General features: G+C 44.4%; 20 protein-coding genes. 2 read left to right on the forward strand and 18 right to left on the reverse strand.

Annotated elements, in window-relative coordinates:
- Positions 1-99: 99 nt before the first annotated feature.
- The 13 genes from aceA to mrcB form a co-directional block, all read right to left on the reverse strand.
- Positions 100-1,410, reverse strand: coding sequence for an isocitrate lyase (aceA, locus tag A3IK_RS0109245; protein WP_020559703.1), 1,311 nt, complete (start codon positions 1,408-1,410; stop codon positions 100-102).
- 502 nt (positions 1,411-1,912) lie between these two features.
- Positions 1,913-3,403: a malate dehydrogenase (quinone) gene (gene mqo, locus A3IK_RS0109250; protein WP_020559704.1), complete on the reverse strand. Its 1,491-nt coding sequence runs from the start codon at positions 3,401-3,403 to the stop codon at positions 1,913-1,915.
- A 251-nt stretch (positions 3,404-3,654) separates the two neighbouring features.
- On the reverse strand, positions 3,655-4,410 hold the full coding sequence (kdsB, locus tag A3IK_RS0109255; RefSeq protein ID WP_020559705.1) for a 3-deoxy-manno-octulosonate cytidylyltransferase: 756 nt from the start codon (positions 4,408-4,410) through the stop codon (positions 3,655-3,657).
- The gene (locus tag A3IK_RS0109260; RefSeq protein ID WP_020559706.1) at positions 4,407-4,598 is read right to left on the reverse strand and encodes a Trm112 family protein; all 192 of its coding nucleotides are present in this window, start codon (positions 4,596-4,598) and stop codon (positions 4,407-4,409) included. The genes kdsB and A3IK_RS0109260 overlap by 4 nt, the downstream gene beginning before the upstream one ends.
- A complete protein-coding gene (gene lpxK, locus A3IK_RS19020) occupies positions 4,580-5,599 on the reverse strand; it encodes a tetraacyldisaccharide 4'-kinase (protein WP_020559707.1) in 1,020 nt (339 codons plus the stop codon). Before lpxK ends, A3IK_RS0109260 begins: the two co-directional genes overlap by 19 nt.
- Positions 5,592-7,355, reverse strand: a complete 1,764-nt coding sequence (msbA, locus tag A3IK_RS0109270; RefSeq protein WP_020559708.1) for a lipid A export permease/ATP-binding protein MsbA — start codon at positions 7,353-7,355, stop codon at positions 5,592-5,594. The genes lpxK and msbA overlap by 8 nt, the downstream gene beginning before the upstream one ends.
- A gap of 9 nt (positions 7,356-7,364) precedes the next feature.
- Entirely contained in the window at positions 7,365-7,799 is a 435-nt protein-coding gene (locus A3IK_RS0109275; protein ID WP_020559709.1) for an ExbD/TolR family protein, read from the reverse strand.
- The gene (locus tag A3IK_RS0109280; protein WP_020559710.1) at positions 7,796-8,515 is read right to left on the reverse strand and encodes a MotA/TolQ/ExbB proton channel family protein; all 720 of its coding nucleotides are present in this window, start codon (positions 8,513-8,515) and stop codon (positions 7,796-7,798) included. The genes A3IK_RS0109275 and A3IK_RS0109280 overlap by 4 nt, the downstream gene beginning before the upstream one ends.
- A gap of 127 nt (positions 8,516-8,642) precedes the next feature.
- A complete protein-coding gene (locus tag A3IK_RS20290; protein WP_211209430.1) occupies positions 8,643-9,989 on the reverse strand; it encodes a lytic transglycosylase domain-containing protein in 1,347 nt (448 codons plus the stop codon).
- Positions 9,990-10,017: 28 nt separating this feature from the next.
- Positions 10,018-10,719 carry a tRNA (adenosine(37)-N6)-threonylcarbamoyltransferase complex dimerization subunit type 1 TsaB gene (gene tsaB, locus A3IK_RS0109290; protein ID WP_020559712.1) on the reverse strand — a complete coding sequence of 234 codons (702 nt, stop codon included), beginning with the start codon at positions 10,717-10,719 and terminating at the stop codon, positions 10,018-10,020.
- Positions 10,716-12,668: a DNA repair helicase YoaA gene (yoaA, locus tag A3IK_RS0109295; protein ID WP_020559713.1), complete on the reverse strand. Its 1,953-nt coding sequence runs from the start codon at positions 12,666-12,668 to the stop codon at positions 10,716-10,718. Before yoaA ends, tsaB begins: the two co-directional genes overlap by 4 nt.
- Positions 12,665-13,561 (reverse strand): tetratricopeptide repeat protein, encoded by an 897-nt coding sequence (locus A3IK_RS20295; protein ID WP_020559714.1) that lies wholly within the window; start codon positions 13,559-13,561, stop codon positions 12,665-12,667. The genes yoaA and A3IK_RS20295 overlap by 4 nt, the downstream gene beginning before the upstream one ends.
- 8 nt (positions 13,562-13,569) lie before the next feature.
- The gene (gene mrcB, locus A3IK_RS0109305) at positions 13,570-16,146 is read right to left on the reverse strand and encodes a penicillin-binding protein 1B (RefSeq protein WP_281167271.1); all 2,577 of its coding nucleotides are present in this window, start codon (positions 16,144-16,146) and stop codon (positions 13,570-13,572) included.
- Between the two features lie 293 nt (positions 16,147-16,439).
- Between mrcB and A3IK_RS0109310 the strand changes: the two genes are divergently transcribed.
- Positions 16,440-17,237 (forward strand): hypothetical protein, encoded by a 798-nt coding sequence (locus A3IK_RS0109310; protein WP_162596632.1) that lies wholly within the window; start codon positions 16,440-16,442, stop codon positions 17,235-17,237.
- A 131-nt stretch (positions 17,238-17,368) separates the two neighbouring features.
- Positions 17,369-18,844, forward strand: coding sequence for a ketol-acid reductoisomerase (gene ilvC / locus A3IK_RS0109315; protein WP_020559717.1), 1,476 nt, complete (start codon positions 17,369-17,371; stop codon positions 18,842-18,844).
- A 79-nt stretch (positions 18,845-18,923) separates the two neighbouring features.
- Here the strand turns inward: ilvC and A3IK_RS0109320 are convergent, their stop codons facing one another.
- The 5 genes from A3IK_RS0109320 to glgC form a co-directional block, all read right to left on the reverse strand.
- Positions 18,924-19,466, reverse strand: a complete 543-nt coding sequence (locus A3IK_RS0109320; protein ID WP_020559718.1) for a hypothetical protein — start codon at positions 19,464-19,466, stop codon at positions 18,924-18,926.
- A 175-nt stretch (positions 19,467-19,641) separates the two neighbouring features.
- On the reverse strand, positions 19,642-20,373 hold the full coding sequence (locus A3IK_RS19035; RefSeq protein WP_020559719.1) for a M48 family metallopeptidase: 732 nt from the start codon (positions 20,371-20,373) through the stop codon (positions 19,642-19,644).
- A 46-nt stretch (positions 20,374-20,419) separates the two neighbouring features.
- A complete protein-coding gene (locus A3IK_RS0109330) occupies positions 20,420-20,848 on the reverse strand; it encodes an HNH endonuclease (protein WP_020559720.1) in 429 nt (142 codons plus the stop codon).
- Positions 20,841-21,236: a hypothetical protein gene (locus tag A3IK_RS0109335; protein WP_020559721.1), complete on the reverse strand. Its 396-nt coding sequence runs from the start codon at positions 21,234-21,236 to the stop codon at positions 20,841-20,843. The genes A3IK_RS0109330 and A3IK_RS0109335 overlap by 8 nt, the downstream gene beginning before the upstream one ends.
- Before the next feature lie 478 nt (positions 21,237-21,714).
- Complete coding sequence (gene glgC, locus A3IK_RS0109340; protein ID WP_020559722.1) at positions 21,715-22,989, reverse strand: glucose-1-phosphate adenylyltransferase; 1,275 nt, start codon at positions 22,987-22,989, stop codon at positions 21,715-21,717.
- Positions 22,990-23,028: the final 39 nt, after the last annotated feature.

The raw sequence follows: 23,028 nt of genomic DNA on the forward strand, positions 1-23,028 counted from the left end.
CCTTTTTAAATGTTAGGGTCGATAATAAAAAAGCCCGACACAGGCCGGGCTTTTTCACAGTAGTGCTTATTCAAACCGGCGGGCTTGAATGCATTTATTTTAGTGGAATTGCTCTTCTTCGGTAGAGCCAGTTAACGCTTTAACACTGGAAGAACCACCTTGGATAACGGTTGTTACATCATCAAAGTAGCCAGCGCCGACTTCTTGTTGATGGGATACGAAAGTATAACCTTTATCACGAGCGGCAAATTCTTGCTCTTGTACCATATTGACATAATGCTTCATGCCTTCACCACGTGCATAGTTATGCGCAAATTGGAAGGTATTGAACCAGTTAATATGAATACCTGCTAAGGTAATGAATTGATATTTATAACCCATTGCTGCCAATTCATCTTGGAATTTAGCGATAGTTACATCGTCTAAGTTTTTCTTCCAATTGAAGGAAGGTGAGCAGTTATAAGACAGTAACTTACCAGGGCAAGCTGCTTGTACCGCTTGAGCAAATTCACGCGCAAAACCTAAATCAGGTGTACCAGTCTCACACCATACCAAGTCTGCATAAGGTGCATAGGCAATACCACGACTAATTGCTTGCTCTAAACCATTTCTGACACGATAGAAACCTTCTTGAGTACGCTCACCCGTGAGGAAAGGTTTATCATTAGCGTCATGGTCAGAGGTTAATAGATTAGCAGCTTCTGCATCAGTACGAGCTAATACAATGGTAGAAACGCCCATTACATCCGCCGCAAAACGTGCTGCAATCAGCTTTTCAACCGCTTCTGAGGTAGGAACGAGTACTTTACCGCCCATGTGACCGCATTTTTTTACCGCTGCTAACTGGTCTTCAAAGTGAACACCTGCCGCTCCGGCTGCGATCATGTTTTTCATGAGTTCAAAGGCGTTTAATACCCCACCAAAGCCCGCTTCAGCATCAGCGACAATAGGTAGGAAGTAATCTACGAATTCTTTAGAACCAGGCTCAATACCGCGTGACCATTGAATTTCATCAGCGCGTTTAAAGGTATTATTAATGCGACGTACCATAGTAGGAACAGAATCATACGCATATAATGACTGGTCTGGGTACATGGTTTCTGAGGTATTACCATCGGCGGCTACTTGCCAACCGGATAGATAAACAGCCTCTAGACCTGCTTTAGCCTGTTGCATGGCTTGACCGGCGGTGATCGCACCAAAGGCATTCACATAGCCCTTTTTTGCGCCCCCATTAACCTTTTCCCACAGCTTCTCAGCACCCCGTTTGGCTAAGGTATACTCAATCGGTAATGAACCCCGTAGGCGCACCACATCTTCAGCACTATAGCCACGCTTTACATTTTTCCAACGTGGATTAGTAGCCCAATCCTGTTTTAAAGCTGCAATTTGCTCTGCACGTGTACTCATGCGTATCTCCTCAGATTCATAAAAAAGTGAACTAACTCAAAATCTCCTCACAGACCAGTCTTATAATGATATCTCGACCTTGGTCTTCTCCTCCGTTGCAGTTCGCTTGTGCGAATCTCCCAGCATCAGCCACCCGCTTTATATCGATGGGTAGAGCAGGTTTGATAGTATTTCAGTCCTATTATGTCGACAATAAAATTTTTTCAATAGTAAGTATTAAAAAAATAATATTATTATAATTCATTGTTTTTAAATATAAAAATATAGACTTATTGATAAAACACGATTCAACATAGATATTCTCCTACTAAACTATGTTGACATAATCCGTTTAGATCTCTTAACTGTCAGATTAATAGGCAAAAAAATATCCCCCTCCAGCACTACTCCTAGCGCCAAAGATTGCTCCAACCATAGCGGCTTTTTTTAAGTAACTAGCTCAAATATGACTTAGCTCTAGCAAAGCTAGCACTAAGTCATTGTGTCTAAACAAGAAAAGATATCAGGTCGAAGGTGGGATAATCTTGAGAGTTGTCAAACTATGGTGACGTACCCGTTGAAGTAATTCGGTATCTTTAATTAATGACTGACCATAAGACGGAATCATGGTTTTAATCCGTGCCTGCCATTCTGGAGTCTTGAGTCGATCGGCAAAGCATTTTTCAATCACTTCTAACATCGCTGTTACTGCGACCGATGCTCCCGGTGAGGCACCTAATAAGGCGGCTAAACTACCATCTTTGGCGGCGACCACTTCTGTTCCGAACTCTAACTTACCCCCGGTCTTAGGATCTTTTTTAATAATCTGCACCCGCTGTCCTGCAATCGCTAACGACCAATCGTCGTCTTGTGCCTTAGGATAATATGCACGCAAAGCAACCATACGCGATTTACGTGTCTGTAATACCTCGGTAATCAGATACTTAATTAAGTCAAAGCTAGTAAACCCTACTTTAAGCATAGGCAGTAAATTACTAGGCCGGAGAGAAGCAAATAAGTTTAAGAACGAACCTTCTTTCAAAAACTTGGTAGTAAAACCTGCAAATGGCCCAAACAATAAAGCATGTTCGCCATCAATAATACGGGTATCTAAATGTGGTACGGACATCGGTGGCGCACCAATAGCCGCTTTGCCATAGACCTTGGCTAAATGCTGTTTCACAATGGCCTGATTTTTACACACTAACCATTGCCCACTCACGGGGAAACCACCATAGCCTAAGGACTCGTCAATCCCTGATTTTTGTAATAATAACAGTGCCGCCCCACCCGCACCCAAGAATACAAACTTGGCCCCTATCGCTAAATCGGCTCCGGTGTGGGTGTTTTTAGCGCGTACTAGCCAGTCGATACCTTGACGCTGAATCGCAGTTACTTCATGGCTTACATATAAGTCAAAGTTACCTGCCTGCTTACAGTGCTCAATCATATGATGCGCTAAAGAACCAAAGTCGACATCTGTCCCCCATGTCACACGGGTAGCGGCTACTTTTTCATTAGGATCGCGTCCTTCCATCACTAAGGGCATCCATTGCTTTAGCACCTCAGGGTCTGCGCTATATTCCATCCCTGCAAACTGCGCATGACTACTTAAGGTTTCAAAACGCTTACGTAGGTATTCGACATTATCCTCACCCCAAACAAAACTGACATGCGGGGTAGGACTTAAAAAAGACTGCGGATCAGGTAAGGCACCTTGATCGACTAAGTAAGCCCATAATTGCAAAGAAAGCTCAAAGGAGGCATTAATATCAAAGGCTTTGGTAGTATTGATGCTACCATCCGCTTTTTCAGGTGTGTAATTTAGCTCACAATAAGCAGCATGCCCCGTGCCGGCATTATTCCAACCGCTAGTGCTTTCTTTGGCCACATCGTCTAAGCGCTCTATCATAGCGATAGTTAAAGACGGATCTAATTGCTTGAGTAATATGCCCAATGTTGAGCTCATCGCTCCGGCACCAACTAGTAATACGTCAACATGCTTAGTGATCATAAATTCTAACACCCAACATTTACAAAAGCCCTGATAATAAAGTGACACGCACTGTATTACTACCACTCAGGCTCGTATTTTTGAAAATTGTCGACAATCTCGACCTCGGCAAGTCTGCAATAACCTTAAAATGTGGCATTGCAACAATGTGGCTAATGTAAACAAAATTTTCTAAAAATACCATCAAAACTCTAAAGATTCGGCAGGATAATACCTTAATCCTGTAGTCACTCGATAAATCATCAAAATTGTTAACAATTTAATAGATTTTCTATAGTTAGAGCATCCGCCGGGGTATCCACACCCATACCGGGATTTTCTTGCGCTATGTCGACATGAATACTAAAACCATTGGCTAAAGCACGTAGCTGCTCTAGTTTTTCCAATGACTCTAAGATCACAGGTTGTAGCTGAGGATAGGCTTTGAGAAAGCTGACTCGATAGGCATACATACCAATATGGCGCAAGGCATAATCAGATAAGGCCAAATCCCAACCATCGCGCTGATGCGGAATAGATGCGCGACTAAAATAAAGTGCTTTGCCAGCATTATCGCGCACTACCTTAACACAATTAGGATTATTAAACTCCTCTAAGGACTGAATCGGTGTCGCTAAAGTCGCGATAGCCACCTCTGGATAACGCTGCATATTCGCAATAAGCTGCTCTAAATTGACCAAGGGCGTCAGTGGCTCATCCCCTTGTAAATTCACCACAATCGTCTGATCCGACCATTGATAGTGAGCCGCCACCTCCGCAAGGCGATCACTGCCTGTCGCATGGGTAGTGGCTGTCATGCACACCGTCGCACCAAAACCTTCACAAGTCGCACGTATGCCCGCGTGGTCGGTAGCGACTATAATCGCATCCACCTGATTTTCGAGTGCTTTAGCCCGCTCATACACATGTTGAATTAAGGGCTTTCCGGCTAATACATGCAAAGGTTTGCCCGGAAAGCGTGTAGAGGCAAAACGAGCCGGAATGACCACAACAACGCCATGACTCATGATAAACGCTGCTCTAATTCATCACTCGTCAAAGCACGCGCCTCTTCCTCTAATAGCATCGGCACCCCGTCCTTAATGGGATAAGCCAAACGAGCCGAATAAGAAATTAATTCTTGCGCGTCCTTATTATAGACCAATGGCCCTTTAGTGACGGGGCAGACTAAAATCGCTAATAATTGCTTTTGCATTGTGTACTAACCTCCTGTAAACGTTGCAATAATAACTCTTCAAACACAGGATCAATTGCTAGGGTAATAGGCAAATACCACGCATTACTCAGCGCTAAATGATGGCATTTAACGGCATCTTTTTCCGTCATTAGTATGGGATAGTCATTATCTAATAAAAAATCATTGGCCTCAAAAGCATGATGATCCGGAAAACGCTTTAAAATAGGCTGTAAACCGGCTTGGCGCAAGGTCATTAAAAAACGCTCTGGATTACCAATACCTGTCACCACATTAACCGTTTTAGGGGCAAAATCAGCTAAAGGACAAATGCTTTTATCCTTTAGCGAGTAAAGTGTTTTACCCACTATGTGCATCTTAAAACCTAAATTACTGCTACCACCATTCACCACTTTAAAATCAATTTGATTAAGACGCTCTACGGATTCACGTAAAGGCCCTAAGGGTAAACAATGCTGATTCCCTAATAAACGCTCACCATCAATTACCACTATTTCAATATCACGCCCCATACTAGTGTGCTGCAAACCATCATCACTTAAAATAACATTACAGCTCGGATAGTGTTCTAATAGCTTTTTAATAGCTGCATTCCGTTTAGGAAAAACACAAACGGGTATTTGAGTACGTTGATAAATTAATACCGGCTCGTCCCCCGCCTCTATGGGTAAAGTAGTGCTTTTTATAATAAGAGGCTCAACTAAGGGCTTTGTGACAGCATAGCCGCGACTAATTACCGCTGGCTGAAAACCCTGTTTTTGTAATAGCTGGACTAAATGAATTAATAGTGGAGTTTTCCCTGTACCACCTACGGTTAAATTACCAATCACTATAATCGGTATAGGATGCTTAGTCGGGATAGTATGTAAGCGCTGATGGGTACTTAAATAGCAATATATTAACTCTAAGGGCTTAAAGATTAATTTAGCCCAAAAAGGTGCTTTAGGTTGATACCAAATGGACTCAAAAAATTGGGTAGTGAGTAATTTAATACTAGCCATGAGCTAATAGCTCATCCTTAAATTGCAAACTATGCAAACGACTATAGGCACCTTGTTGTTTTAGTAACTCCGTATGTGTACCTTGCTCAATAATATTACCGTCTTGTAATACTAAAATATGATCGGCATTTTCAATCGTCGATAAACGATGGGCAATCATAAAAGTGGTACGATTTTCAAGTAATTGCTCTAAAGCCGCTTGAATATGGCGCTCTGATTCGGTATCTAATGCGGAGGTGGCTTCATCTAAAATTAGAATCGGTGCATTGGCTAAAATCGCACGCGCAATGGATAAACGCTGGCGCTGACCACCGGAGAGCAATACCCCATTATCACCAATAATCGTATTCAAACCTTGCGGCAATTGTTTAATAAAATCACTAGCATAAGCTGCCTCAGCTGCAGCCCAAATAGCCTCATCACTCGCACTTTGCATCGTGCCGTAAGCAATATTATTCCGCACCGTATCATTAAATAGGACTATCTCTTGCCCGACATAAGCAATTTGGCTACGTAAACTATGTAGCGTTAAATCCTTGAGATTAATATCATCTAAATAAATATCACCACTATACTCTGGATAAAAGCGTGGAATTAAACTCACTAATGTAGTTTTACCACTACCCGAACGCCCTACTAATGCGATTTTCTTACCCGCATCAACACTAAAGCTAATAGTATTTAATACCTTTTTTTCGGTATCGGGATAAATAAAACTGACTTGATCAAATACTACTTTACCCGCACATTTTTCAAGTGTTTGTGTACCGTTATCAGGTTCAGTGGGGCTATCTAATAATTTAAATAAACTTTCACCTGCTGCAATAGCGGTTTGTAATTGTGCGCCTAATTGAGTGAGACTGCGCAAAGGGGCTAAAATTAAAATCATCGCCATAACAAATGACATAAAAGTACCGGGTGATAAGGTTTCTAAGGTACTTTCACGAGTGGCGAGAAATACAATCGCCGCCAAAGCCGTTGCCACTAGAAACTGTACAAGCGGGGTACTTAATAGCTCCGTCACCATGCGCTTCATTTGCAATTGCATATTACGCTGATTCGCTTTAGCAAAACGCTCAGATTCAAATGACTCACCATTAAACAGACGAATCACTTTATGTCCATTTAATACTTCATGGGTAATCTGCGTTACATCACTCATGGAGTCTTGTACGGCATGGCTAATACGGCGTAACCGTTTCGTGGCATACATAACAATGAGGGCAATTAAAGGCACAATGAGCAATACCCCTAGGGTTAATTGCCAACTGCGATAAAACATTAACGCTAATAAACCAATAACCGTAGCGGAATCTTGAATAAGACTGGCTATTCCACGCGTTCCGGCGGATGCCACTTGATCAGTATAATACAAAATATGGGACATTAGCTTTCCGCTAGTGGTTTGCTCGAAATAGCGAATGGGTAAAGCTAATACCTGATTAAACACTTGATTGCGAATGGTTTGGGTAATTAAACGCCCTACTAGCCCCATGTAGTAACTAGACATAAACATAGTCACACCACGCAGGAGAAAAATCCCCATAATCCCAAACGGCAGCCAGCTAATCACAGCAGGATCACGCTGTAAAATAGCCTTATCTAATAAAGGTCCCATAATAGCGGCGAATAGCGGTTGGGTACTCGCACTAATAATTAACCCTACCACCGCCAGTAATAAGTAACGCCAATAAGGAAGGGAGTATTTTGCTAAGCGCTTATAAACTGATAGCCCAGTCATACTGGCCTGTGGCATGGTTATCCTTTATTGTGCTGGTGTTTTACGCGCCGATTGTGAGGTGGCGATGGAAAAGTTAGTCAACCCCAAGCGCCCGGCAATTTCCATCGCAGTGACGACGGATTGATGGGTCGCATTAGCATCGGCTGAAATCACCAAAGCAGGTACTTCGGGCATTTCATTTAATGCCTGAGTCATCGCCTGAAATAAGGTTTCAGGCTGATTATTCAATACCTCACGCCCATTGACATAATAGCGTCCCTGTCCATCGATTAATAACTCCAGCTTATCTTTAATCGGTGCTGTAGCATTAACATTCGTGGTGGGTAATTCGATTTTAAGATTCGAGGTGCGATCAAAGGTAGAGGTGACCATAAAAAAGATCAAAAGCATAAACACCACATCGACTAAAGGTGTTAGATCAATGCCTAAATCTTCTTTAGAGCGGTTTCTAAAGTTCATGCCTCTTGCCCCCTTAAACGTGCTGCACGCGCTGCTTGTAGAGCACTTTCTGCCGCACTCACCGCCGATGCAGGAGCGGATCCAGCGGCTTTAGGTGCTGTGCTATTAGCTGTGCGATTATTATTAGTAATTTCTACTAATTTCAGCGCCTCTTGCTCCATACGCACCACATAGCCATCCACCCGGCTTTTGAAATAGCGGTAGAAGATCAAGGCGGGAATCGCCACGACTAAGCCCGCTACCGTAGTAATCAAGGCCTCTGAAATTCCCCCGGCTAATAAGGCTGGATTCCCCAAACCGGCCTTATTAATCGCGCCAAACACACCAATCATGCCCAATACCGTGCCTAATAGGCCTAATAACGGCGAAACAGTCGCAATCGTACCTAGTGCATTGAGATAGCGCTCCATACCGTGTACGGCGTGCCTGCCGGCTTCTTCAATATTTTCCTTCATAATATGGCGCGGCGCACTACTACTAGCTAAACCTGTAGCTAGCACCTTGCTCATAATCGAACTATTATTTAAAGCTTCCAGCATAGGCTCGGTAATTTTGCCACTAGCGGCCATCTTACGAGCACGATCGATATCTTCAACTGAAATAATTTTCGAGGAGCGTAAAGCCCAGAAACGCTCAATAATGATAGCCATGGCGACTATAGAACAAAGCAATAAAGGCCACATGACCATACCGCCCGCTTTAAAAAACTCAAACATTATACGTCAGCCTCATTTTATTTTTCGAGTTAGCCCAAGCTGCCATGATAGATTGTCTTGCTTTTAAGATAAATAAACCATTGAAATATACAGCCTCGCTACGCCTATATAGCTATCATACCTATTCTTATTGTTTATATAAACCCGGAGCACGCGCTCGATTCACATTCCACCCACCTCGTCCGGGCTTAGATAAAGCAGTGACATAGGTATGAGAAACTCGTTGCGGTGGCATATTAACTCGCACAGGAGCCACATTAGCGCGTCTGGCTTGCTGGGCTCTTTGTTGAGCTTGTGCTCTTGCCACATTAGGATTCACAGAGCGCTGATTAGCTCTATTGGCTTGCACCGGCACCGCTTTAGGGTTATTACGATTATTATTATTGCGCTGCTGAGTCGTTTGGGCTTGAATAACGGCCTGCCCATGACGGATCGGTGGCCCGCCTTGAATCAATCCATCAATGACTCGTGCGGCTAATTCATTCGCTGCATCAACTCGCGTTGGATTTAAAGTATTATGTGCCACTACTGGAATCACTCTCGCTTGGCGATTGGCGGCGGGTGCTGGCGCACGACGCGGCTGTGGAGCAGGCTCAGCTTGAGCTAAATTGCGCTGTAATAGGGGTGAATCAAGGGTAGGACTTGCCGCTAAGGCAGCCGCTTTAGCCGCCGCTTGCTCAATCTCAGCCGTGGAATCACGCGGCGCATCAGGTTCAGGTACAGTGACATTAGAGGCCGTAGCGACATCAGCAGGCGGCATACTAGGTAAAGTAGCATCACCTCGCAGCACAGCGGTCAACTCCGCAGAAATCCCCTCTAGATCTTGCTGTAACGCTTGAGTAGCGGAAGCCATGACCGTAGGCGTGGTTTTATTGCTTAAGCGCTGATATAGCCCTAAGACATTAACCACATAATTTTGGGTTTCGCGGTACGGAGGGATACCACCGTATTTATCTACCGAACCTTCCCCCGCATTGTAGCCGGCTAATGCTTTACTCACATCACCCTTAAAGCGTGCAATCAGCCATGCCAAATAGCGTGCGCCCCCACGAATATTTTGGGTACTATCATTAGGATTACTGATTCCAAAACGCTCGGCTGTTGCCGGAATAAGCTGCATCAGACCTTGAGCGCTTTTAGGCGACCTCGCAGTAATATTGTAACAAGACTCTACTGCAATCACGGATTTGATTAGATTATGATCCACACCATAACGATTAGCATACAACATAATGGTGTCATGAAAAGGCGCTGCTTTCTCACGTAAACGCGCTGCATCATAGCCTAAACACCCTCTACGAGAGGTTGTTGCCCCATTTGACCCTGCAAATTGAGGCGCAGATTGTACCGCTTTCGTCGCACGGGCAGTCGTGAACTGATCAAAATCAACCGCTGCATCGGCAAAAGCGGTCTGTGTCGTTGCAACCGTCAGGGCTGCTCCAAAGGTGTAGGATAAAGTAGTTATCCGTTTCATTAATAGGTTTTCCATGCTAGGTGAACTGCTATGGTTTGAGTGCAGTACGTTCCAAAGTGGTCAATGCTACTTTGTTACGCAAATAGACCGGCTCTACTAGAGCAGGGTCTATTAATTCACCTTGTTGATAGGCATAAACGGCGAGTTGTGCCACATAGGTCGCATTAGGCAAACAATCCGTTTGTATGTCTGTTAAATAATTCACAAAACGCGGCATTAATAACGCCTCGTATTGACGCCAACCATTTCCAACACCCACCCAAGAGGAGGCTACTGCTGGAGGTAAAGGTGCATCATTAGGAGCAATCACACATTCCGCCATTAATGGCTGCATTCTGCCATCAATCAGGCCATAACTACCCCAATAAACCTCTCCCATACGGGCATCCAAGGCGACTAAGACCTGCTCAGCTTGTTGCGTTTGATACGCCTGCTGAGCCATGGCAGCTAAGGTCGATACCGGAATAAGACGTTTATCGGCGGCTAAAGCTAAGCCTTGAGCCACACCCGTGGCAATTCTTACTCCAGTAAAAGCCCCAGGGCCACAACCAAAGGCTATCGCCTCAATTTGTTGTAAGGTTACATTTGCCTCTAAGAGTACTTGTTCAATCATAGGCAAAATCAACTGGGTATGAGCTTTAGGCGTTAATTCAAAACGACTAAAGCAACCATTCGGCGTCCAAACGGCAGCCGAACAAGCCTCACTAGAGGTATCAAGCGCTAATATCATGATTTGCTAAAAAAGCGTTGTACGACCTCAAGTCTTTGAGTACGCGGCATACGCGGTAAACTATCTAAAAATACTTGACCATAACGGCGAGTCTGTAGCCGTGTATCACACAGCATCAGTACCCCTCGATCGTGTTGATCTCGAATCAAGCGCCCTACTCCTTGCTTTAAAGCAATCACAGCTTGTGGAAGTTGATATTCTTCAAAAGGACTACCTCCGGCTTGGCGAATAGCATCCATACGCGCCACTAACACCGGATCACTCGGTGAGGCAAAAGGTAATTTATCAATAATCACACAGCTCAGTGCCTCACCCCGAATATCAACCCCTTCCCAAAAAGAAGCCGTACCTAATAATACGGCATTACCTAATTCTCGAAACTTTTCAATCAAATCCCGCTGAGACGTCTGCCCTTGGATTAGAATTGGAAATTCAATTCTATCCTTGAGTCGCTCAGCGGCCTCATTTAAAGCACGATAACTAGTAAATAGCATAAAAGTGCGCCCACCACAGGCATTAATTACCGGAATAGCAGCCTCCAGCATTAAATCCATAAAGTCGGCATCTTGCGGCTCTGGTAAACCTGCTGGTAAGTACAAAAGTGAGTTATGCCAATAATCAAAAGGACTATCGAGTTGTAAGGTACTCACCTCACCACTTAGCCCCATCCGTTGACTAAAATGCTCAAACCCTCCCCCCACCGATAAAGTGGCTGAAGTCATCACCCACGTACACGGCAATTCTTGCATCACTTGCTGCAAGGGAGCTGCTACATTCAGCGGGGTCACGGTTAAACTAAAGCCACGGGTAAAGGTTTCATACCACTGAACGCTATTATCCTGCTCCGTTTGCAATAGGTTTAAGGTATCTTGGAACTCATTCAGGCGCTCTAAACTCAGCGCTAGCTCTTTACTCCGCTCCGCCACGACTCCAAGCTCTGCTTGTAATGTTGCAATAGTGGTTTGGAGTAATACCATCTGCTGAGCAATGCTAGGCTCATCACGCAGCTTAGCCCAAGGTGCTCTTTGCCCGGGTGTATCCATGGCTAAACGTAAATCTTGCACTTGCTTTTCTAAGGCTTGTAACTCATTGCGTACCTTAACTAAATCAGCCGCATTCAACAGCACCTCAGTCCGTGTATCTCTAACCCAATCCAAGACTTGCCGACTACTAAACGTAGTACTAAAGAAATCCGAAGCAATATCTGGCAATTGATGTGCTTCATCTAAGATCACCACATTAGCCTGCGGCAATAGCTCAGCAAAGCCTTTATCTTTTAAAGCCAGATCTGCAAAAAACAAATGGTGGTTTACCACCACCACATCCGCCTCTTGTGCAGTACGCCGTGCTACGACCACGTGACAATCTTCATAATATTCACAATCGGCTCCCAAACAGCTATCAATCGTTGAAGTGACTCGCCCCCAAATTTCGGCATCTCGCGGTACTGTCGTCAGTTCTGCGATATCACCTGTCCTAGATATACCAGACCAATTTTTAACCCGCGCTAAATGACCTACGGATCGGCGGTCATTAAATAGCCCCTCGCGTTCGGTTAACTCTAAGCGCTGTAAGCATAAATAGTTGGAACGTCCTTTTAATAAAGCGGTTTTCAACCCCTTATTCAGTACCTTACGCACTAAGGGCAAATCTTTTAAATAGAGTTGATCTTGTAGGGTTTTGCTACCGGTAGAAATAATGACCCGCTGCCCTGAGGCTAACGCGGGCAAAAGATAGGCAAAGGTCTTACCCACTCCCGTACCCGCTTCAATAATCGCGGTGCGAGTGGTTTGAATCGCTTCTTGAATCGCCAAGGCCATGGCTTTTTGCTGCGGACGTACTTGAAAACCTGTAATCGCTTTGGCAAACACGCCCTCATCGGATAACCATTGCTCTAGGTCAATGGTTATCTCTGCTGGGGTCTCTTTAGCCTTATTTACGCCACTCACAGATATGACATAGCCTCCGCTAAGCCGGCTTGATTACCCGTAGCACGATAAATATCGGCAATAAATGACCACGTTTGGCGCTCTAAACCTGGATCATCGGGTTGAACTTGAGCCGCTTTTTTCGCCATAGCCACTGCTTGAGCCATATCGCCCTGCTGTTTTCTAAACTGAGCAAGTTGCATCCAGAGCGTGGGGTTACTAGGCTCAATTCTTAGGGCGCGTTCCATTAGCTCACCGGCTCGACCTAAATTATTCCGACTGGCCTCATTACGTGCCGACTCTAATAAGCTACCAGCAGCAGGTGATAAGGGATAAGCCCGTGGCGCAATCGCAGGACGCGGAGCAGGAGGTGTATCCGTGCGTGTAGTCCGCTCGGTGACTAGCGGCGGGGTCGATGTAGCAGCAGGACGGGGAACCGGTGCGGGTACAGGACGTGCTGGGCTAGGAGTTGGTGTAGCCGTAATAGGACGTTTTAAATCCAAAGTTTCTACCTGTACGCTCCCCAAATCCTGTAAAGGACGGGTAGTGGACTTGGCAATAATAGTATTGACCACAGGTGGCTTTTTAACCGGCTTAGGGGCTACCACCACAGGGGCAGGAACAGGTCGTGGCCTTGGAGCAACTACTGGTGCCGGAATAGGTGTTGGTATAGGTGGCTGGTAATCATCCGGAACAGGGGTTTCGGTATAATATTCCTCGGTTTCTTCATCATAATAGGTCTGATTAGTTGGCTCGACATAATTACTATTAGTATTCGAGTCGGGATAGGCATCAATTGCTACCGAATCGGTAGCAACAGGCGGCATAGGTGCTGGAGCACAGGCCTGTAAGCCTAATGCTACAACAATAACAGCGGCTAAACGCAAATGATCCTTTGGTTGTAACTTATTCATAGTGATCCCTATTGCATTAATTCATCAACCCAACCACCTTCGCTAGGAGCAGGTGCCGGGCGACGAGGTTGAGGTGGCGGAGTCGCCGGACGCTGCACGGGTGCGGGTCGTGTCACCGGAGGCTGTGCAGCAGCAGGACGTGTCACTGGCTGTGCGGGACGAGTCCCAGCAGATTGTGCCTGACGTGTAGCAGGAGCAGGTCTAGCAGGTTGAGGAGCATCCTCCTCGCCACTAGGCACAGTAGGTATAGGTATATCACAGGCTCTGGTTTGGTTAGGTGCACTACCCTTAGCAAAAGGCATGCGCACTGCTGTACCACAAGCTGGATTAAAACGTTGTCCGGTATCTGAATCAACATCCGCCCATACCAAACGTGAAGATTGCGCTAGACGTAATGGGTTACTAGGGAGCACTTTCATCATATCGCCCCAAACCTTTAAGGCTCCCGTGCTACCAGTTAAATTAGTTTCCTTATTATCATCACGTCCCACCCATACGGTGATGACATGTTCACCTGAAAAACCAGCAAACCAGCTATCTTTTTTATCATTAGTTGTACCCGTTTTACCGGCTACTCGTTTCCATGCAGGGAGATAGCTTTGTAAAGCTCTAGCCGAACCTACAGTGGTGACACCATTCATACCGAAGGTGAGTAATTCAACCGACTCTGGTTTCGCTGCTTGCTGCACGGTTAAAGGATAACGGGTTAATACTTGACCAGACCCCTCATTCATAACACCGCGAATAACCCGTAGTGGTGAGTATGAGCCGCCCGCCGCTATGGTATGGTACATTTGCTGTACATCCATAGGACTCATCTCTAGCGCCCCTAATAAAATCGAGGGGTATTGAGGAATGGGCGTGGTAATCCCTAAGCCTTTTAAGACTTGAGTCACCCGCTCTAAACCCACATCCACCCCTACCCTCACGGCAGGAGTATTACGGGATAAGCTCAGGCTTTTGAATAAGGTTACATACCCCATATGCTTTTTATCGTAATTGCCCGGCTCCCAGAATTTACTTTTTCCTAATTTTACCGTCACAGGGCCATCATTAATGCGGGTAGCTAGGGTATATTTACCGGGGTTTTCAAGGGCAGCTAGATAAATCGCTGGCTTTACCAAGGAACCAATCTGACGCTTAGACATTAAGGCGCGGTTATAGCCTGGATAGCGCACATTACGCCCCCCGACTAATGCTATGACCTCCCCCCCTTGTACCGTACTAATCAGCATTACCCCATTGAGCATACCTTTAGTAATACGCCCCGCACGTTCTAATTGCTCAACACGCTTAATGAGAATATTTTCTGCCATGAGCTGCACAATAGGATCCATGGACGTGAAAATTAGCAAACCTTCACTACGCACATCCTCTTCACGATAATCACGCTTTAATTGTTCCCGCACTAGATCAAGATAGGCTGGGAAGGGACTTGCTCCTGAACTCGGCTGAAGTGCTGCAATACCTAGTGGTCTAGCCCGTGCTTCTGCGGCAGCCTCTGGCGTAATCACCTTTTCTTGCTCCATGACCGTCAAGACTAAATTACGACGCTCTAAAGCACGCTCAGGGTATTTACGGGGATTGTAGTAAATAGCACCCTTAGCTAAACCAATTAACATGGCAATCTGCTCTGGCTTTAACTCTTTGATTGGGCGGTTAAAATAAAATTGCGCCGCCATACCAAAGCCATGAATCGCCCGCCCCCCATCTTGACCCAGGTGAATTTCATTGAGGTAGGCTTCGAGAATTTCGTTTTTGGAGTAATGTAGTTCTAGTAATACTGCCATCAGCGCTTCTTTAAGCTTACGTTCTAGTTTGCGCTCATTACTAAGATAAAAGTTTTTCACCAATTGTTGGGTAATCGTACTCCCGCCCTGCACCGCTTCGCCGGCTCTCATATTCGCCAGCATGGCACGCGCAATAGCCAGTGGATTAACCCCTTTATGCTCATAAAAACGGCGATCCTCCACGGCAATCAAGCCATTGAGTAGTACCGGAGACATATCTCTATGATGGACTAGAATACGGTCTTCATTTTTGCGCGGATAAAAATTACCAATTAATAGTGGCTCCACCCGCATTTGTGCGACTTCGCCCTTACCTATTTCTTGTAGCTCGCTGATTTTACCCTTATTGATCACCAGTTTAATATGGCGTCCGGCCTCACGATCATCTGCAAACTCAAAACCTCGACTATATAAATCAAAGGTATTGTTCTGACGTAAATATTGCCCCGTTTCAGCGACCTCTTCGACTTGACGATAACCCAGTAATTTAAGCTCACGCTCTAGGTGATCTGCATATAATACTTGGCCTTTGAATAGCTCCAAGGGACGCGCAAAAACACGTGCTGGCAACTCCCAACGTTTGCCCTCAAATTGGTTTTTAACCTGCTCATCTAATTGCATGGCGTATACGATCAGCGCCAATAAGCCAATAATTAGCGCTGCTACAAAGCCAATCCGAAATATCTTACTCACTAAGGAGAACACCCACATCACTCCTTTAAAACCGTATACCCACACCGATTGACGCGACTGATGTTCAATGGTTTGTGGTTGTTGTGTTGAATGTTGAGTCAAGTTTTATCTCACTCGTTGTCAAAACGATCTTTATCTTTAAAAATCTTTAGCCATACCAGTGAAATATCTCCTATTGATGAACTACTTCAAACTGGCTCCAGAAAAATTTTACACTAATGTTAAGCGGCATACCTATTGCTAAGCATTTTACGCATCTATTGAGCAAGATTAGCTATTTTATTGTATATTTTATACTCAGCCACGCTTAATGAGTGCCTGCCACACCCCCCCAATACATTACGGAAGTTACTATTGTGCTGATGTACCACCGTCTGTTCTGTTTTCTTACAGTTATGAGCCTGTGTTTATACCATGACTCGCTCTTGGCTGATACCGAATTAATCTATACCCATCAGGCTAATAGTGTATTCGGCAATCCAACCATTATTCAAATTCAGGGGTCTAAGGTTCGCATGGAACGCAATGGAGGTCAGCTTTACCTCATTTATGACCATGATACTCAAACCTTACTGATGGTTGATCCTAAAACCCAGACCTATGTCGTGAATACCTTAGAAACTCTACGCTCTCGCACTCAATACTTAGCCACCATGCAACAACAATTCACTCAACAGCTCAAGCAGCAAATTGAAGAATTACCGCTACCGCAGCGCGTAATCGCCTTAAAGCGCCTCGAACAAGCGGAGAAGATGCTCAAAATTCCGCGCCCCACCATCACCGTTGAATACGAACAACGCACCGACATGATCTTAGGCAAGCCTTGTAAAATAGCTCATTTTAAAATACGTACTCAACTCCTACGCACCTTTTGTTATGCACCTCACACTGTGATCAATACCCACGATTTTGAGCAGCTTCATGCCCTATTTGATTTTATGAATCAACTCTCTGAAGAAGCTGCCTATATCCAAGAACAACCCAAAATTACTGTCAATCTCAGTAGCCTAATTTTTGAGGCTAGTTTAGTGTTGAGTAGTCATAATATGGTACAAAATACGGTAGAAGAACTGGCTGAGATTAAAGTAGCTCCCCTAGACCCGCAGTTATTTACTATTCCAAGCAATTATTTTGAACTAGAACCCAGTAGTCAGCAGTTTCCTATCCCCTCCCTATCCCTTACACCTTCGTGAGTGCCTATCCTAAATTGATCAACCCTAAGCGAGTATCCTTGAAACGTAGATAGCTGTTTACGTAGTGCTGCTGTTCTATTAAAGTGCGCTGTTCAATCTATCATTCTATTCCGAATTGGGAGTTAGCTGACATGGGTCAGAATTATTTCAACACCTTGCCATTGCGTGTTCAATTAGAAGAGCTAGGCAAGTGCCGCTTTATGGAGTCTGAGGAATTTGCAGAAGGTATTGATTACATCCGTGACAAAAAGATCGTTATTGTCGGCTGTGGTGCTCAAGGCCTGAATCAAGGTTTAAATATGCGTGACAGCGGCCTGAATGTGAGCTACGCGCTACGCCCTGAAGCCATCGCTGAAAAACGCAAATCATGGAAAAACGCCACTGAAAACGGTTTTAAAGTCGGCACCTACGAGGAGCTGATTCCCAGTGCTGATATCGTGATGAATCTGACTCCTGATAAGCAACACACCTCTGTTGTGAATGCCATTATGCCTTTAATGAAATCCGGTGCTTGCCTTGACTATGCACACGGTTTCAATCTCGTAGAAGAAGGCATGCAAATTCGTAAAGACATTACTGTCACTTTAATGTGCCCTAAATGTCCAGGTTCAGAAGTACGTGCCGAATATGTACGCGGCTTTGGTGTCCCTACCCTGATTGCAGTACACCGTGAAAATGATCCTAATGGCGATGGTTTGCGCATTGCAAAAGCCTTAGCAGCAGCGACTGGCGGACATCGTGCAGGTGTATTGGAATCCTCGCCTATCGCAGAAGTAAAATCTGACCTCATGGGTGAGCAAACTATTCTCTGTGGCATGCTCCAAACCGGTTCGATTCTTTGCTATGACAAAATGATCGAAGAAGGGATTGAGCCTGCTTACGCCGCTAAATTGGTACAATACGGTTGGGAAACCGTCACCGAAGCCTTAAAGCACGGTGGTATTACCAATATGATGGATCGCTTAAGCAATCCAGCTAAGGTGAAAGCGTTTGAATTGTCTGAGCAATTAAAAGACATTATGCGTCCGCTGTTCCAAAAGCATCAAGACGATATTATGTCCGGTAAATTCTCTAGCACCATGATGGCGGATTGGGCTAAGGATGACTACGATCTACACCGCTGGCGTGCAGCTACTGCTGAAACAGCATTTGAAAAGCAAGCCGCTACGAGTGAGCCAATTAGCGAACAAGAGTACTTTGACAAAGGTATTCTAATGGTCGCTATGGTACGTGCTGGGGTAGAACTCGCGTATGAAACCATGGTTCATGCGGGTATTGTAGAAGAGTCTGCTTACTACGAATCACTCCATGAAACCCCATTGATTGCGAATACCATTGCACGTCGCAAGTTGTATGAAATGAATGTGGTTATCTCTGACACGGCGGAATACGGTTGCTATTTATTCGACCAAGCCGCCCGTCCATTACTCGCTCCTTTCATGAAAGGCATTAAGTCTGATGTGATTGGTAAGGGTTTAAGTGTGAAAGATAATGGTGTTGATAACCAATTATTAGTACAAATTAATTCTATCATCCGCAATCACTCCGTTGAGATTGTAGGCGAGGAATTACGCGGCTATATGACCGCTATGAAGAAAATTGTGTAATTAGCTTCAAAGCCTCCTTCATAATAGGATTATGGGGAGGCTTTAGTCTAGGCTAATGAATACTAGTTGAGGTATTTTGTTAGAGGTTTTTATATCGATTTTTAATTGTTTGGATAATATGCTTAGCCTCTGCTTCATCTAAACCTGTACCAAATACATGAGTGCTACGCCCATAATCAAAAGCAATAGTTCCACCACTAATTCCCAAATATTCTATACCATTATTATTTGAACTATTAAGGTTTACTCGAAGATCTTTTATATTTATCACATCATATTCTTTCGAGCGTTTAAATAGAAAAAAATCCCTTACATATTTTAATTCTTGCCCATCAATTCTTACTACTTCTTTACCCTTTACATTGTAGAACCATGTCACAATGGCAAATGCCCCACCCACTGTCCAACCACAAAGCCAAACAATCATAAAAAGATTGGGTAATTTATCCTCCCAATCTAGGAGATTCTTGATTGCGCCCAGCTCACCAAAGAACCATCCAAAAAGCCAAAATGATAAGAAAACAATCATGAAATATCTTTTTTTAGACGGAATAATTACTTCAATACCTTGTGGTAAATTATTGATGGTTGCTCGTCCTTTTTCTACTTTTACTTTTGCCATAATACATCCTCTAATTTTATTTACTCTTTTATTAGGTAGCTCTTATATATCTATGCCGCCTTTTAATAAGACGAAAATATATTGATTTGTCTAGAGTTTATTTAATTAAAATGATATCACCGACTTACGATTTGTGCAGTAAATAAAGTATTGAAATAAGTATTATGGTGCTACTTCAAACCCAGCTTGGTATCCATTGAGCAGTTTGTTTCATTTGCTGTCGTATCTGTTTCAGCTTTGGCTCAAAACGACTGACCAGCTCCCAAAAAGCAGGCGAATGATTGGGGTGTACTGTGTGGCAAAGCTCATGTACCAACACATAATGCACTAGTTCCGGTGGTAGAAATAACAGCTTGGCATTAAGACTGATGTAATGATAACTGTTACAACTCCCCCAACGTCCGCGCTGATTGCGAACTGCCACTTTGGTATAACGAAGGCCAATTTCCTCCGCCACTTGAGCCAGTTGTTGTGGCAAATGGTGATGTGCCATTTTCAGCAGCCAACGCTGTAACAGTGTCTGGCATGACTTCGGATCATCGATAGAGCCTTCTATCAATAGCCCGCCATCCTTAAGAGTAAGGGTCAGACGATCGCCCGCTTTAGCTCGATATTCCACGGGTATAGTCTTATTGATAGCCTGTAACTCCAGTTGCTGCGGCAATAGTTCAGAGGTACTGTCTTGCAACTGCCTAGCTTCCGCTACCTGTAACCATTGTACAATTTGCTCACCCTGTTGGCGGGCAAACTCCAATAGCTGCTGATGAGTGCAATAGCTAGGACCAGAAACACGCAAAACGTTGCGGGCGCTAAAGCTCAGACGTATGTACTGATTACGGGCAGATAACTGTAATTGGATATCAACAGTCTGACCATTGGGTAATTGCAAGTGGGCGGTTTTGGGCATGGGTTTAGAGTCTATACTTCAAAGCTATAGCCAGCACTAATAAATATCAAGAAATGACAGGCGGATGCTCACCCATTGCATAAAGTACTCGACGTAAATTCAATAATGGAGCACGGTTTAAATGCAACGCCTCTACAGCCCCCCGCCCTACAGGGGTTAATCCAATAATCAATAGATAATCATCACTCCAACTAAAATGCTCACTCCATAAATGCTTGCGTGGATTATATAGCTCTGTACTTTGTTGGGTAATAGGATCATAGGCCTCAAGCTTATTAGACTTATGGCTATTACAACCTTGGCAGGATAACGCCAGATTATCTGCCTCCGTTATACCACCTAAACTTACAGGAAATATATGATCAATTGAAAAGGATTGTGTCGCATACAGTGCTTGGCTCCAACAATACTCACAACAACCTTTGGCTCGTTCAGCCACCTTAAGCCGTAAGGCTTTAGCAATATACTCAGACATAATCGGGCTGCTGAATACCTAAGTCATGCATTAACTGAGGCAGGGATATCTGACGCAACCGGGCTAAAGTCGCTAAATGCTGCAAGCGTTCTGCATCAAAACTCTCAATTTTTTCAATTATTTGTATACGCTCAGATATTTCTTGTTGATCTAAACCTATTCGACCTTGTTTAATAGTTAACTCATCGTAGCGCTGTTGTAGATTCACAGGAACAGGGTGGTTGATTAGAGTCAATAACTTGCTTTCTTGAGTACTTAAGCTTTTTGCCACTCGGCGGGCGCGTAACGCAATAACTTTAGCAACGAATTGCTCTAGTTCTTCTAGAGGTAGATGCTCGGCACTGTGTAATAAATCTGTACTAGAAACCTGTGGCTGTATAATAGGCATGATGAGATGCCTCCTTAGGTTAAAATCGTCAGATTGATAATAGCATGGAATATTTTTCGTAGGGATCTATTACTTGACCGTTGTGCTAGAGGGACAGACTGACAATTAATAGGTTTGAAATTTATTATTTTAATAACATTAAACTTATGGTATAAAAATATTTCCGTGGTCTAGTAAGCAGTTACTTCGTTATTTTTGGTATAACCTTTCTGTGCTGCTTGCGATAGTTCCCGGTTAATCAGCGTGGTGTAGATGACGGTTACTTCGACTCATAATCGCGTGGTCGGTGGTTCGAGTCCATCCAGATGTGAAAACGTCTGTAGCTCAGTTTGGTTAGAGCACGTAAATAGTCCGTTATCGCCTGTTCCCGCTGTCCCATTCCAATTGCCATAGACGCCTCAGAAGAGAGACTGTGGTAAAGCAGATCACTTTCGGTCATCGAGAGCGTACAAGTACGCTCTCTAGCAAAAACCCTATGCTAACCTACGCTAGCAGGGCCTTTTTGACCTAGCATATCGGGCGTTACCAAGGTAATCCCTTTAGCGGTCACACGGAAACGTTTTGCATCTTCCTCGTGATTTTCACCAATCACCATACCTTCTGGAATGACACAGCCACGATCAATTATCGCACGATAAATGCGGCAATGCCGTCCAATATCTACCTCAGGTAAAATAACCGAATCGCGCACTTGTGCATAAGAATGCACTTTAACATTCGAGAACAATAAAGAATTGCGTACATCTGCCCCTGAAATCACACAACCGGCTGATACGATAGAGCTTAATGCCTTACCTTCCCGTCCTGGCTCATGGAAAACGAATTTAGCCGAGGGTAGCTGACGATGATGAGTCAAAATAGGCCAACTCTCGTCATATAAGTTTAATTCGGGCTGGATAGAGACCAATTCCATATTGGCTTCCCAGAATGCATCCACCGTTCCCACATCGCGCCAATAAGGTTGTTCACCTGTGACAGGATCTTTAAACGGATAGGCATAGACTTTATGGCTATCCAATAATCCGGGAATAATATCCTTGCCAAAATCACGGCTAGAATTAGGATTTTCCGCATCTTTTTGCAACTGCTCGAATAAGAAGTCAGTATTGAAAATATAGTTACCCATAGACGCCAACGCAACACTATCCGAGCCGGGCATTGGTTTAGGTTCAGCAGGCTTTTCATCAAAGCTTACAACACGATGGTTCTCATCGACATTCATCACCCCAAAGCCTTTAGCATCTTCGAGCGATACGCCGACACAAGAAACGGTCATATCCGCCCCTTTTTCAACGTGAAACGCCAGCATTTGCCCATAGTCCATTTTGTAAATATGATCGCCTGATAAGACTAATACATACTTAGGACGTAGCGTGGCAACAATATCAAGATTTTGATAAATCGCATCGGCAGTACCTTGATACCAATCACCATCGGTACGTTGTGAGGCTGGTAATACTTCGACGAACTCACCTAGCTCACTACGGAAGCTTGACCAACCGCGCATAATATGACGAATCAAGGAGTGGGCTTTATATTGTGTAAGTACACCAATACGGCGAATACCGGAGTTCACACAGTTAGAGAGAGGGAAATCAATAATGCGGAATTTTCCACCAAAATAAACAGCGGGCTTAGCACGGCGATCTGTCATCTCATACAGACGCGAACCACGCCCACCCGCTAAAACGAGTGCTAAAGTATCACGAGTTAAACGACTGACATAACGTGGGTTATCTTTATCTTCTTGCATAGCCCATCCTCCTTTTATTCCTGCGGTAGAATTACATGT

Origin of the sequence: Thiofilum flexile DSM 14609 (genome assembly GCF_000380185.1) — a bacterium.
Lineage (GTDB): Bacteria > Pseudomonadota > Gammaproteobacteria > Thiotrichales > Thiotrichaceae > Thiofilum > Thiofilum flexile.